The sequence below is a fragment of the Pseudomonas sp. WC2401 genome (assembly GCF_041200115.1).
GTDB lineage: Bacteria > Pseudomonadota > Gammaproteobacteria > Pseudomonadales > Pseudomonadaceae > Aquipseudomonas > Aquipseudomonas fragi.
This window is the reverse complement of record NZ_CP165623.1, coordinates 4,122,330-4,135,107: the sequence shown is the minus strand read 5'-3', so window position 1 is coordinate 4,135,107 and position 12,778 is coordinate 4,122,330. Positions and strand designations below refer to the sequence as shown.

At 61.0% G+C, this 12,778-nt stretch carries 16 protein-coding genes; 12 read left to right on the top strand and 4 right to left on the bottom strand.

Annotated elements, in window-relative coordinates:
• Nucleotides 1–104 precede the first annotated feature (104 nt).
• The 8 genes from AB3G35_RS19000 to AB3G35_RS18965 all read left to right on the top strand — a co-directional run bounded on the left by AB3G35_RS19000 (nt 105) and on the right by AB3G35_RS18965 (nt 6,365).
• On the top strand, nt 105–1,130 hold the full coding sequence (locus AB3G35_RS19000; RefSeq protein ID WP_016781682.1) for an NAD(P)H-dependent glycerol-3-phosphate dehydrogenase: 1,026 nt from the start codon (nt 105–107) through the stop codon (nt 1,128–1,130).
• 18 nt (nt 1,131–1,148) lie between these two features.
• The gene (locus AB3G35_RS18995; protein ID WP_369781933.1) at nt 1,149–1,481 is read left to right on the top strand and encodes a DUF4389 domain-containing protein; all 333 of its coding nucleotides are present in this window, start codon (nt 1,149–1,151) and stop codon (nt 1,479–1,481) included.
• A complete protein-coding gene (sixA, locus tag AB3G35_RS18990) occupies nt 1,478–1,927 on the top strand; it encodes a phosphohistidine phosphatase SixA (RefSeq protein ID WP_016781680.1) in 450 nt (149 codons plus the stop codon). The genes AB3G35_RS18995 and sixA overlap by 4 nt, the downstream gene beginning before the upstream one ends.
• 126 nt (nt 1,928–2,053) lie before the next feature.
• A complete protein-coding gene (locus AB3G35_RS18985) occupies nt 2,054–2,497 on the top strand; it encodes a hotdog fold thioesterase (protein ID WP_086798027.1) in 444 nt (147 codons plus the stop codon).
• A gap of 112 nt (nt 2,498–2,609) precedes the next feature.
• Nucleotides 2,610–3,410 (top strand): alpha/beta fold hydrolase, encoded by an 801-nt coding sequence (locus tag AB3G35_RS18980; protein ID WP_134049066.1) that lies wholly within the window; start codon nt 2,610–2,612, stop codon nt 3,408–3,410.
• Nucleotides 3,411–3,422: 12 nt separating this feature from the next.
• Nucleotides 3,423–4,277, top strand: coding sequence for an alpha/beta hydrolase (locus tag AB3G35_RS18975; RefSeq protein WP_086798023.1), 855 nt, complete (start codon nt 3,423–3,425; stop codon nt 4,275–4,277).
• Nucleotides 4,278–4,422: 145 nt separating this feature from the next.
• Entirely contained in the window at nt 4,423–5,241 is an 819-nt protein-coding gene (locus AB3G35_RS18970) for a DUF4892 domain-containing protein (protein WP_106116535.1), read from the top strand.
• Between the two features lie 74 nt (nt 5,242–5,315).
• Nucleotides 5,316–6,365 carry an AI-2E family transporter gene (locus tag AB3G35_RS18965; protein WP_016781675.1) on the top strand — a complete coding sequence of 350 codons (1,050 nt, stop codon included), beginning with the start codon at nt 5,316–5,318 and terminating at the stop codon, nt 6,363–6,365.
• Between the two features lies 1 nt (nt 6,366).
• On the opposite strand, the gene AB3G35_RS18960 is transcribed toward AB3G35_RS18965, so the two are convergent.
• The 3 genes from AB3G35_RS18960 to AB3G35_RS18950 all read right to left on the bottom strand — a co-directional run bounded on the left by AB3G35_RS18960 (nt 6,367) and on the right by AB3G35_RS18950 (nt 8,150).
• Nucleotides 6,367–6,837 carry an RNA methyltransferase gene (locus tag AB3G35_RS18960; protein WP_016781674.1) on the bottom strand — a complete coding sequence of 157 codons (471 nt, stop codon included), beginning with the start codon at nt 6,835–6,837 and terminating at the stop codon, nt 6,367–6,369.
• A gap of 199 nt (nt 6,838–7,036) precedes the next feature.
• Nucleotides 7,037–7,411: a YajD family HNH nuclease gene (locus AB3G35_RS18955; protein ID WP_016781673.1), complete on the bottom strand. Its 375-nt coding sequence runs from the start codon at nt 7,409–7,411 to the stop codon at nt 7,037–7,039.
• A gap of 52 nt (nt 7,412–7,463) precedes the next feature.
• Entirely contained in the window at nt 7,464–8,150 is a 687-nt protein-coding gene (locus AB3G35_RS18950) for a spermidine synthase (RefSeq protein WP_369781932.1), read from the bottom strand.
• A gap of 82 nt (nt 8,151–8,232) precedes the next feature.
• Here AB3G35_RS18950 and AB3G35_RS18945 point away from each other — a divergent pair, with 82 nt between their 5' ends.
• Nucleotides 8,233–8,526, top strand: a complete 294-nt coding sequence (locus AB3G35_RS18945) for a hypothetical protein (protein WP_106116536.1) — start codon at nt 8,233–8,235, stop codon at nt 8,524–8,526.
• Between the two features lie 148 nt (nt 8,527–8,674).
• Here AB3G35_RS18945 and AB3G35_RS18940 read toward each other — a convergent pair whose 3' ends face one another.
• Nucleotides 8,675–10,747, bottom strand: a complete 2,073-nt coding sequence (locus AB3G35_RS18940; protein WP_369781931.1) for a S9 family peptidase — start codon at nt 10,745–10,747, stop codon at nt 8,675–8,677.
• Between the two features lie 101 nt (nt 10,748–10,848).
• Here AB3G35_RS18940 and AB3G35_RS18935 point away from each other — a divergent pair, with 101 nt between their 5' ends.
• The 3 genes from AB3G35_RS18935 to AB3G35_RS18925 are packed head-to-tail and all read left to right on the top strand — an operon-like array spanning nt 10,849 to nt 12,699.
• Complete coding sequence (locus AB3G35_RS18935) at nt 10,849–11,343, top strand: hypothetical protein (protein WP_029611512.1); 495 nt, start codon at nt 10,849–10,851, stop codon at nt 11,341–11,343.
• Between the two features lie 33 nt (nt 11,344–11,376).
• A complete protein-coding gene (locus AB3G35_RS18930; RefSeq protein WP_106116538.1) occupies nt 11,377–12,153 on the top strand; it encodes a class II glutamine amidotransferase in 777 nt (258 codons plus the stop codon).
• 12 nt (nt 12,154–12,165) lie between these two features.
• Nucleotides 12,166–12,699 (top strand): DUF2937 family protein, encoded by a 534-nt coding sequence (locus AB3G35_RS18925; protein WP_095041157.1) that lies wholly within the window; start codon nt 12,166–12,168, stop codon nt 12,697–12,699.
• The last annotated feature ends 79 nt before the right edge of the window (nt 12,700–12,778 follow it).

The following is a 12,778-nucleotide window of genomic DNA, read 5'->3' as shown; positions in this document are numbered from 1 at the left end:
ACCGAGGTCTTGCACTTTTTCAGGCAAAGCTCTCTATACGCCAGGGGGGATGTGCTCCGTATAATGCCGGTATTGCCACTGCTAGATGGAAAACGGGATTGCATATGACTGAACAGCACGCTATTGCGGTCTTGGGAGGCGGAAGCTTTGGCACCGCCGTGGCCAACTTGCTGGCAGAAAACGGTCATCGTGTGCATCAGTGGATGCGCGACCCCGAGCAAGCCGAGGCCATTCGCCTTAATCGTGAAAACCCTCGTTACCTTAAAGGCATCAAGATCCACCCGGGGGTGGAGCCGGTGACCGACCTGCAGGCTACGCTTGAGGCCTGTGAGCTGTGTTTCGTGGCCTTGCCGTCCAGTGCCCTGCGCAGCGTGCTGGCGCCGCACGCCGAGCGTTTGCGCGGCAAGATGCTGGTCAGCCTGACCAAGGGGATTGAGGCCCACAGTTTCAAGCTGATGAGTGAAATCCTTGAAGAAATCGCCCCGCAGGCACGTATCGGTGTGCTGTCCGGGCCCAACCTGGCGCGTGAAGTGGCCGAGCATGCCTTGACCGCCACCGTGGTCGCCAGCGCCGATGAAGAGCTTTGTACCCGTGTACAGGCCGCGCTGCATGGTCGCACCTTTCGGGTTTACGCCAGTGCCGACCGCTTTGGTGTTGAACTGGGCGGGGCGTTGAAAAACGTTTACGCCATCATTGCCGGCATGGCCGTGGCACTGGGCATGGGGGAGAACACCAAGAGCATGCTGATTACCCGTGCCCTGGCAGAAATGACCCGCTTTGCCGTCAGCCAGGGCGCCAACCCCATGACCTTCCTGGGCCTGGCAGGAGTAGGCGACTTGATCGTCACCTGCTCATCCCCTAAAAGCCGCAACTATCAGGTCGGCTTTGCGCTGGGCCAGGGGCTGAGCCTGGAAGACGCCGTGACCCGCCTGGGCGAAGTGGCTGAAGGCGTCAACACGCTCAAGGTGCTCAAGGCCAAGGCACAGGAACTGAATGTTTACATGCCGTTGGTGGCCGGCCTGCATGCGATTCTGTTCGAGGGCTACACCCTGGAGCAGGTGATCGGGCAGTTGATGCGTGGCGAGCCTAAAACGGATGTCGATTTTATCTCCACCAGCGGTTTTAACTGAGCACGACAGGAGCAGTAGATGAACGACACGAATAACGCCCCCAAGTACGAGTCGCTGGTTTTGCGCGTGCTGTGGATGCTGGTTTTCCTGCTGGTGTGGCAGGTCGCGCAACTGGTACTCGGCGGGCTGGTGCTGGTGCAGCTGGTTTACCGTGTGGTGTACGGCGCGCCCAACGGTGGCCTGATGAACTTTGGTGACAGCTTGAGCCTGTATCTGGCGCAGATCGGTCGTTTCGGCAGCTTTCACACTGAGCAAAAACCCTGGCCGTTTGCCGACTGGCCAGCCCCGCGTGCTCCTGAAGGTGAAGCGCCTTACGCGCAGGGCGCCAAGGGTGACGGGACCACGCCATGAAGATCTGGATCCTGCGACATGGCGAAGCCGAGCCCCATGCCCGCCGTGATGCCGAGCGCGAGCTGACGGCCTACGGTCGCGAGCAGGTGCTGCACAGTGCTGCCCGGTTGATCGGCCAGCCGCTGGACAGCATTTTGGTCAGCCCTTATGTGCGCGCCCGGCAAACCGCCGAACTGGTGCGCAAGGCTCTGGGCTTTACCCCAGACCTGGTTACCGTGCCCTGGCTGACCCCTGAAAGCGACCCCAGGGACGCCGTGGGGAAACTCCCGGACACAGGCAATGTGCTGCTGGTCAGCCATCAGCCGTTTGTGGGTGAACTGATCAGCCTGTTGCAGCATGGCCATACGCGCCAGCCGCAGCCCATGCAGACGGCCAGCCTGGCGGAGCTGGAAGGTGAGTGGCCACTGGCTGGCAGCATGACCCTGCTTGGTGTGTATCACGCCTGATCACGGCAACGGTTGCACAGTGCGGCCGTAGTGAAAGATAGTTGGGGGTGGATCAATTGCATTTTGACGCCAGCGCTGCTGCTCGAACTGCCCGCCACCCACCCTCACTGACCAAGGAATGAGCCCATGAGCCTGTGGACGACCCTGCCTGATCTGGCACGCCTGAATGAAATGCGCAAAAACACCATTTGCGATGTGCTGGATATCACGTTCGATGCGTTTGACGACAACTCGATTACCGCGAGCATGGTGGTCGACCATCGCACCCATCAGCCTTTCGGTTTGCTGCATGGCGGCGCATCGGTGGTACTGGCCGAAACCCTGGGGTCGATGGCCAGCTTTATGTGTATCGACACGGCAAAATTCTATTGCGTGGGCCTTGAGGTCAATGCCAATCACCTGCGTGGCGTGCGCAGCGGCAGGGTGAGTGCAGTGGCGCGCCCCGTCCATATTGGCCGCACCACCCATGTCTGGGACATCCGCCTGAGTGATGACAACGGCAAAATCAACTGCATTTCCCGGCTGACCATCGCCGTTGTGCCCCTGGGTGAAACACCGCCACTGCGGTGATCAAACGGCCAGCTAATGGCCGTATCGTCGTCACTCATGGCACATACGGTCATTGATATGGTGAATCTTCCTACAGACAATACGGCGTATCACCTCTTTCTGGACGCCTTGTATGACTCGGCAGATTTTTTTCGCCCATGCCAATGGCTTCCCCTCGGCCACCTATGCGAAGTTGTTCAGTGCGCTGGCCCCGGATTACCGCGTGGCTCACTTGGCACAGCATGGGCATGACCCCCGTTATCCGGTGGACAACAATTGGCACAACCTGGTCGATGAGCTGATTTTTCACCTGCAACAGCAAGATGAACCGGTGCTGGGTGTGGGGCACTCCCTGGGCGGGATGTTGCACCTGCATGCGGCCATTCGCTGCCCGCACCTTTACCGGGGCGTGGTCATGCTGGACTCACCGGTGCTGACCCGTACCGACCAGTGGGTGATTCGTGCGGCCAAGCGATTTGGCCTGATCGACCGCCTGACCCCGGCCGGTCGAACCTTGGGGCGGCGTGCTGAATTTGCCGACCTTGAAGCCGCCCGTGCCTACTTTTCAGGCAAAACGCTGTTTCGCGGCTTTGACCCAGATTGCTTCGAAGCCTATCTGCAGCACGGTTTACAGCCGGTCAATGAGCGCTTGCGCCTGAGCTTTGACCCGGCCACCGAGATCGATATCTACCGCAGCGTGCCGCACACCAGCCCGGGGCAGGCCTTCAAGCTGCAGGTGCCCTTGACCGTGGTGCGTGGGCGCGACAGTCGTGTGGTCATGAGCCATCATGCCAGGGCCGTTGCGCGCATGCCCAACGGCGAGGCGCTGAGTGTGCCGGGCGGGCACATGTTCCCGCTGGAGCAACCGCAGGACACCGCCAGCCTGCTCAAACAGATCTTTGCCCGCTGGGAGCTGCGTCATCCTGGCCATTAACGAGCACTTTGCATGAGCCCTGTGGTTGAAGAAATTCGTCTGAGCCTGCCCCATATCGAGCTGGCGGCCCATATTTTTGGCCCCGAAGACGGCCTGCCCGTGATTGCCCTGCATGGCTGGCTGGACAACGCCAACAGCTTTGCCAGGTTGGCACCCAGGCTCAAGGGCTTGCGCATCGTGGCGCTGGACCTGGCCGGGCATGGCCACTCCGATCACCGCCCGCGCGGTGCCGGCTATGCCTTGGCGGACTACGCCTTTGATGTGCTGCGGGTGGCCGAGCAACTGGGCTGGAAACAATTTGCGTTGTTGGGGCATTCGCTGGGGGCGATTGTCTCGGTGGTGATTGCCGGGTCGTTCCCGCAGCGCATAACCCGTATGGCGTTGATTGACGGTATCGTGGCGCGCAGCGGCCCCGAAGGCGATGCCGCCGAGCGCATGGGCCAGGCCCTGCAGGCGCAACTTGACCTGGAGCACAAGCGCAAGTCGGTGCATCCCACCCTTGACCGAGCGGTTGAAGCGCGAATGAAAGGCCTGGTGGCCGTCAGCCGCGAGGCCGCCGAGTTGCTGGCCCAGCGCGGGCTGATGCCGGTGCCCGGCGGCTACAGCTGGCGCAGTGACAGCCGGTTAACGTTGCCCACCGCCTTGCGCCTGAGTGACGAACAGGCCATGTCCTTCATTCGCCGGGTAAGCTGCCCGACAACCCTGGTGGTGGCAGAGCAGGGCATGCTGGCCAGTCACCCCGAACTGCTGGATCGACTACCCTTCACGCTGGAACGGCTGCCGGGTGGCCATCATTTGCACCTGAATGACGAAGCAGGGGCGATCCTTGTTGCAGACTGTTTCAATCGGTTCTTCGCTGTTCCTTGACTTGCGGCTGGCAACTGTCGAGGCTTGGCGGGTTGAAATGGGAGACAACCATGATAGATCTCTACACCGCTGCGACCCCGAAAGGCCACCCGGTCTCTATCGTGAGGATGCTGAGCCACGCGCCAACAATCGGTGAAAGACGCCGATGAAAATACCTAATCGTTACATGCTGGCGTTGGGGCTGAGTTGTTTGAGCCCCTTGCTGTGGGCGAGCGACGTGCCTGGCAGCCATGACTTGCCAGATGTGCCGCGCCTGGCTGACGCGCAAATTGTCGATTACAGCGTCAAGCCGGATGTCGAACGCATCTACCCGATGGGCTCGATCCGCAAGATCAGTGGCCGCCTGAGATTTGAGGGGCAGGTCACCAGCCGTGGCCAGACCACGGCCGTCACCTATGAATTGCCTGCCGAGCATTCCGCCACCGAAGCCTTTACAGCTGCGCGTGAAGCCCTGCAAAAACAGGGCGCCGAGCTGCTGTTCTGGTGCCAGGCCCGTGATTGTGGCGAAAGCAGCCTGTGGGCCAATGAGGTGTTTGGCAACTCCAGGCTGGTGGGTGCCGATGAGCAGCAGACCTACCTGTTGCTGCGCCGGGCTGCTCCCGATGACAACCAGCTGGTAGCCCTCTACGGCATCAATCGTGGCAACCGCAAAGCTTATCTGCACGTCGAGCAGATGCAGGCCAGTACCGACCTGGGCGCGCTGCTGCCCACCTCGGCCACCTTGCAGCGCCAGCTCAAGAGCACGGGTGAGCTGGACTTGCCCAAACTCACGGGCGAACCGGACGCACAGTGGCTGACGTTGATCTCCAGGGCCCTGAATCTTGACGCGACTTCCAGGGTCAGTTTGACCGGTGCCAAGGCTGCTGCCTGGCGCGATGCACTGATCGGCAGCGGTGTGCGCGCCGCGCGTATGGAACTTGGCGACAGCCAGGCCAAGGGCCTGCGCATCGAGTTGTTGCGCTAGACCTTTACAAACGACGGCTACACTCACCGTAGTCGTCGTCCTTCTTTGATGTCTGAACTTTCTGTGGAACACACATGCTCAATAACGATCGCCTGTTGGTGCAGATCCTGCTCCTGGTGTTGTTCGGTGCCAGTCTGTGGGTGATGGCCCCGTTCTGGTCGGCCTTGTTCTGGGGCGCGGTGCTGGCATTTGCCAGCTGGCCGCTGATGCGCCTGCTGACCCGTGTGCTGGGCGGGCGCGAGTCGCTGGCGGCGAGCATCCTGACCCTGGGCTGGATGCTGCTGGTGGCCGGGCCGCTGGTGTGGCTGGGGTTGAACCTGGCCGACCATGTGCGCGATGCCACTACCTTCGTCAAGGATGTGCAGCTTGAAGGGTTGCCTGAAGCGCCGGCCTGGCTGGCCGGCCTGCCGCTGGTGGGGGAGCGTCTGGTGGGTATCTGGAACACCATAGACGAACAGGGCGCGGCCATGCTGGTGGCCATCAAGCCTTACCTGGGGCAGGTCGGTAACTGGCTGCTGGCGCGCAGTGCGCAGATCGGCAGCGGAATTCTGGAGCTGACGCTGAGTATAGTCTTTGTGTTCTTTTTCTATCGCGACGGGCCGCGCCTGGCGAGTTTTGTCCACGGGCTGCTGGAACGCCTGATAGGCGAACGGGCGGATTATTATCAGGAGCTGGTGGCGGGCACTGTACAGCGCGTGGTCAACGGCGTGATCGGTACCGCAGCGGCGCAGGCGTTGCTGGCGCTGATCGGCTTCCTGATTGCCGGTGTGCCCGGGGCGCTGGTGCTGGGGCTGGCGACGTTCCTGCTCAGCCTGATCCCGATGGGCCCGCCGCTGATCTGGGTGCCGGCCACGGCCTGGCTGGCCTGGAAGGGCGATTACGGGATGGCGATCTTTCTCGGCATCTGGGGCACGCTGATCATCAGCGGTGTCGATAACGTGCTCAAGCCTTACCTGATCAGCCGGGGCGGCAATCTGCCGCTGGTGATCGTGTTGCTCGGCGTGTTTGGCGGGCTGATCGCCTTTGGTTTTATCGGCCTGTTTATCGGCCCCACCTTGCTCGCCATCGCCTACAGCCTGCTGGTGGACTGGAGCGCCAGCCAGCAGAACCGGGGCAAGGCCTGACTTAGCCGAACTTGGGCCCGGAGCGGGTGTTGTTGCCCTTGGCCAGGCGGTCGTAAAGCACTACGTTGACGGTTGCGGCGAGGTTCATGCAGCCGGTGGTGGGGATGTAGATCACATCCTCGCACCACTCAAGCACGTCCTTGCCCAGCGAGCCGTCTTCCGGGCCAAAGATGTAAATCGCCCGGTCCGGGTGGGTGTACTCGGGCAGGGGGCGTGCGCCCTCGACCATTTCTACGGCGACGGGAATGCAGCCCAGGGGAATGATTTTTTTCAGGTCGTCGATACCGATCAGCGGGATGTCCTGATGGACCTTCTTGGTATCGGTGATGAAGTCGCGGGCGCGTTCATAGCGCTTGCCGGTGTAGAACACCGATGCCACGTTGTAGCAACCAGCCGCACGCATCACCGAGCCGACGTTTTCCGGTGATTTGGGGTTATACAAACCAATGCAGCTGTACCGTTTGTTTGCCACGTGCCCGAGCCCTTGCGAAAAAAGACGCGAGTATACCTGTGTTACGACGAACTCCGTAGCAGCTGCCGCAGGCTGCGTGCGGCGATGCAGTCGTCGTAAAACCCGAACCATGCGCTCTACCCGTGAACTCGCGGGCTCAGATTTTACGATCGCTGCGCAATCGGACGCAGCCTGCGGCAGCTGCTACGAAAGCGAGGCGTTACTCGTCTTTTTTCATCAGCCCGGCCAGCGCGGCGAACGGGTTGTGGGTGGCCTTGGCGATTTTCGGGCTGCTGGTGGAACTGTCCGAAAAGTATTGCTGGTCGGTGTAGCGTGAGTGTTCGTTATCGTGGCAGTACAGGCACAGCAGCTCCCAGTTGGAGCCGTCCTGGGGGTTGTTGTCGTGGTTGTGGTCGCGGTGGTGAACGGTCAGCTCGCTCAGGCGCTTGCCGGCAAATTCACGCGCGCAGCGGCCGCACACATGGGGGTACATTTTCAGGGCCTTGTCGCGGTAGCCCATTTCGCGGTCACGCTGGGCATCGGCCAGGATGCGGTCCAGCTTGGCGGTGTGGGAGGGTGGGTTCGCCGAACTCATGGGTTCACCTTGTAGGACTGATGACGGTTATGTCGTTAAGTTTAGCTGTTGATCAGCCTTTGATTTTTTCTGCAATCCAGATGGTATGCCGTGTGCCCTTGTTGCCGTGGGCAAATACCTGGACTTCCTCAGCCTTGAAACCGGCTTTGCGCAGCTTGTCCGAAAACTGTTTGTCGGCACTGGCAGACCATACTGCCAGTACGCCTTTAGGGCGCAGGGCCTTGGCGCAGGCACTCAGGCCGCCCGCCGAGTAAAGCCAGCTGTTGGCCTTTTGGGTCAGGCCTTCGGGGCCGTTGTCGACGTCGGGCATGATGGCGTCAAAGCCGTTGGGTTCGGCTTGCAGCACCTTGGCCACGTCTTCCATGCGAATCACGGTACGCGGGTCTTGCAGCGGCTTGCCCGATTTTTCGCCCAGCGGGCCGCGGTTCCATTCCACGACGCCGGGCACCAGCTCGGCCACCACCACTTCGGCGGTTTTGCCCAGGTGCTTGAGGGCCGAGGCCAGGGTGAAACCCATGCCCAGGCCGCCGATCAGTACCCGCGATTGTGGGCGGCCGGCGACTTTGCGGCAGGGGATTTCAGCCAGTGCGTCTTCGGAACCGTGCATGCGCGTGTTCATCAGTTGGCCGCCGTCGCCGCCCTGAATCTTGATCACGAAGTCTTCGCCATACTCGAACAGGCACAAGGCACCGCCGTTTTCGGGGATCGGAGTGGTGTCGAGCAAAACAAAACGTTTCATGGAAATCTCATTGAAGGGGGCAAAAACCGCAGGTTACGAGTAGCCTGAGGGCAGACAAGCCGGTCTGGCAACGGAGTGATTGATGAAACGCACTATTCTAACGGCCATTGTGTGGAACGCGCTCTTGATAAGTGCGGCCCAGGCGACGGAATTGACCCCGGTACCGAGTACCCCCGTGACAGCGGCGCCGGGTTCGCCGGGCACTGCCACGCCGACCCCGTATCCGCAAATCACCCCGAGGGCCGTGCCCAAGCCGGTTGCAGGGAGCACCAGCCTGATCCCGCTGCCACCGATCGACCTGCCGCAGCCGCCCAAGGACCAGCCGCTGCCGGGGCTTGAAACCAAGGATCCGAAGGGCAAAAGCCCGCAGGATTGACCGGACTTGCCACGTTTCATGTAGCAGCTGCCGCAGGCTGCGTTCGGCGGCGAAGCCGTCGCAAATTCATTCTGCAAGGTTTGCCAGGCAAATCGCGGGTTCAGGTTCTGCGCCGGCTGCGCCGCCGGACGCAGCCTCGCTCCGCGAGTCAGCTGCTACGGGATTCGGTTTCAGACACAATCCCCAGCACCTTGAATACAAATGCGTACTCCAGCGCCACGTCGCGCAAACCCTGATAGCGCCCGCTCATGCCGCCATGACCGGCCTCCAGCTCGGTCTTGAGCAACAGCAGGTTGTCATCGGTCTTGGTGGCACGCAGCTTGGCCACCCATTTGGCCGCTTCCCAATATTGCACGCGACTGTCGTTGTAGCCGGCTATCACCAGCATCGCCGGGTAGGGCTGGGCTGTGACGTTCTCGTACGGCGCGTAGGCCTTGATGCGCTCATACACCTGCGGCTCTTGCGGGTTGCCCCACTCGTCGTATTCGGTAACGGTCAATGGCAAGTCCGGGTCAAGCATGGTGTTGAGCACGTCCACAAACGGCACTTCGGCAATGGCGGCCTTGAACAGCTCCGGCCGCTGGTTGACTACGGCACCGATCAGCAGGCCGCCCGCGCTGCCGCCACTGATGACCAGTTGCTCGCTGCGGGTCAGCCCTTGGTCGATCAGGTGTTCGGCACAGGCGATAAAGTCACTGAAGGTGTTGGGCTTGTATTCCTGCTTGCCAGCGCGATACCAGGCTTCACCCAGCTCGCCACCGCCACGCACATGGGCAATGGCAAACGCCACTCCGCGGTCGAGCAGGCTCAGGCGGGCATGGGAAAACCACGGGTCGAGGCATTCGCCGTAGGCGCCGTAGCCATACAGGTAAAGCGGGGTAGGCTGGCCTTGCACATCGCGTTTGACCACCAGACTTATCGGCACCTGAGTGCCGTCGGGTGCAGTGGCCCACAGCCGCTGGCTGACGTAGTCATCGGCATTGAACGGCCCCAGTACCGGGGTTTCCTTGAGCACGCTTTGTTCGCCGGTGGCGAGGGTTAATTGGCGGACCTGCGCCGGTCGATTCAGCGCTTCGTAACGCAGGCGAATGGACTTGCTGTCAAATTCCAGGCTGTCTTGCACATACAGGCTGTAGGCCGCGTCCGGCAGTTGCACGCGATATGGCGCAAGGCCCTCGGGACGGATTTCGATAATGGGCAAGCCACCCTCGCGCAGGCTCAGGCACAAGGCCTGGGCGTTGAGGGTCATGCCTTCCAGCATCACGCTGTCGCTATGGGCGATCAGCAGCTGCCAGTCAGTGCGCGACGGTACCTCGCCAAAGGCGTAATACAGGGCAAAGTTGATGCCGTCCTGATTGGTGCGGATAAACCACGCCCACTGGCCTTCAAACAGACCGTGGTCGACACTGTAGTCGTGGTTTTCGACCCGGGGTGCCAGACAGCTGAAGGGCTGGCGCGGCAGGTTGGCGTCCAGCACCCAGCTTTCGCTGGTGGTTTTACTGTTAAGCAACACTATCAGTTGCTGTTCAGAACTTGACCGGTAGCAGTGCAGGAAAAATCGCCCGTCCGCTTCATGGAAGACTTCATGGGCAGTTGTTTCGCCGAGGGTGTGGCGAAACAACTTGTGCGGACGATGGGTGTCGTCCAGCCCGGCGAAAAACAGGGTTTGACTGTCATTGGCCCAGGTCATGCTGCCATCGCAGTCTTCAAACGGCAGTTCGGTGACGGTGTCGCTGCTCAGCTCTTTGACAAACAGGCGGTAGGTTTCTTCGCCGCTGGTATCCAGGCTGTAGGCCAGGCGCTGGTGATCCGGGCTGATGCTGAACGCGCCCAGGGAAATAAAGCCACCATCGGCCAATGCATTGGGGTCCAGCAACAGATGTTCGGCGTTCTCGTCCACCTGCAGGCTGTCATCGACCGGGCGCGGGCAACGGTAATGGCGCGGGTACTCATCACCGGCGTTGGTGCGCGTGTAATACAGATACGGGCCCCAAGGGGAGGGCAGTGACAGGTCAGTCTCGCGAATCCGCCCCTTGATCTCCTGGAACAGCGTCTCACGCAAGGCGGCCTGATCGGCCAGTTGCGCCTCCTGATAGCGGTTTTCGGCTTTCAGGTAGTCCAAAACCTCATCACTGTCGCGGTTTTGCAGCCATGAGTAAGGGTCTGAACCCTCGATCTTATGTGCGATAGGTGCGCTGTTTGGGTAGGCTGATTCGGTCATTGAGTGTGCTCTGAAATCTGCATGAAAAAGAAGTGACGCTGACGGCATTGCAGCCGCACTGCCTAAAAGCCGTTATCATAGCCTCTCATTGCCTGCCGACCATGGATACCATGACCGAGAACGACTATCTGATCGCCTGGGGCCTTTACGCCTTTGCTGCTTTGGGCTGCCTGCTCGTGTGGTGCCGTATGACCCGCTTTATGTGGCGCTGGTTGCGCGAACCGTTGCGCGTATTAATGGCCGTGTTGCTGTTCAGCCCGACCATTATTGACCCGGTCAAAGAGAAATTTGCCCCGGCAGTGGCCATAGCCGCTCTGGATCTGGCCTTCAAGGTGGGCGACAACGCCTGGCGCGCGGTCTCTGACCTGTTGATGTACGCCATTATTGCGTTGTGCATCTACGCCGTGTTTGTGCTGATCCGCTGGCCGATCGAGCGTGCCGGCAAGGCCCGCAAGGCGCAAGCCGACGCGGCCGCCAAAGCGCGTAGTCTTGATCCTGAAGATGACCAGCCGTTTGGCTCCGCCGGCAATGATCGTTATGCGCCATCAGGTGCGCCGCGTGCCTCGGCCCCGAGCCGGGTTGAGCCGCGGTTATAATTTTTCGTCGAGCCTGAATGCGAGAGTGCGAGCATGTGTGAACTATTGGGCATGAGCGCCAACGTCCCGACCGATATTGTGTTCAGCTTTACCGGCCTGATGCAGCGTGGCGGGCGTACTGGCCCGCACCGCGATGGCTGGGGCATTGCCTTCTATGAAGGCCGTGGCCTGCGGCTGTTCCAGGACCCGGGCGCCAGTTGCGACTCCGAGGTCGCCTTGCTGGTGCAGCGGTACCCGATCAAAAGCGAAGTGGTGATTGGCCATATCCGTCAGGCCAACGTGGGCAAGGTGTGCCTGTCCAATACCCACCCGTTTGTTCGCGAGCTGTGGGGGCGCAACTGGTGTTTTGCGCACAACGGCCAATTGGCCGACTTCTCTGCGAGTACGAGTTTTTACCGCCCTGTTGGTGATACCGACAGCGAAGCAGCGTTCTGTGACCTGCTCAACCGGGTGCGCGAGGCCTTCCCGGAGCCGGTCGACGTCGAACGCATCCTGCCGGTGCTGGTTGAGGCCTGCGCCGAGTATCGCAGCAAGGGCGTGTTCAATTGCCTGCTCAGTGATGGCGACTGGTTATTTTGCTATTGCTCGACCAAGCTGGCGCAAATCACCCGTCGAGCTCCGTTTGGCCCGGCGCGCCTGAAAGATGTCGACGTTATCGTCGATTTTCAGGCAGAAACCACGCCCGACGATGTAGTGACCGTAATTGCCACCGAGCCACTGACTGAAAACGAAACCTGGACGCGCTACGAGCCGGGCCAATGGAGCCTGTGGCGACGCGGCGAATGCGTCAGCCAGGGCACAACCGAATAAGGAAGGGCGTGTATGTTCTTGAGCTACCTGCGGTTGGTGTTGTTTACCCTGGGCCTGTTGATCGGTGTGCAAGTACCGGGGTTTATCAATGATTACGCCAACCGCGTCGAAGCTCATCTGATCGAAGCCCAGACCGGGTTGGCGGGGTTCCAGAACACCGCCAACCAGTTTTTCAAGGGTGACCTGCAAGCCCTGGTAGCCCATTACCAGGCCAGCGATGACCCGGTGTTCCGCAGCGATGCCGGCAGCCTGGGCACCTTGCTCAACCGTCAGCGCCTGCTCGATGAGCAGTTCCAGGCCATGCAGGGCCCGTGGTACATGCGCGCCCTGCAAGTGGCCTACGCGGCCGACCCGGCCATTCGCGAAGAAACCTACAACGCCTATACCTACCAGGTATTGCTGTCGCCGAGTGCCATCGGCTGGGCCATGGCGGGTGCCTTGCTGTTCTCCTTTATCATTGAAGGGTTTGTGCGGCTGGTGGACTGGGTGGTGCTCGGAGGCAAGCGCCAGCGCGAACGCATTGCCCGCCGCGAACGCAGCTACTGACCCGGGGGTGTATCCCTCTCCCACACAGCCTGCCCATTGCCTCACGAAAATCCCTGTGGGAGCGGGCTTGCTCGCGATG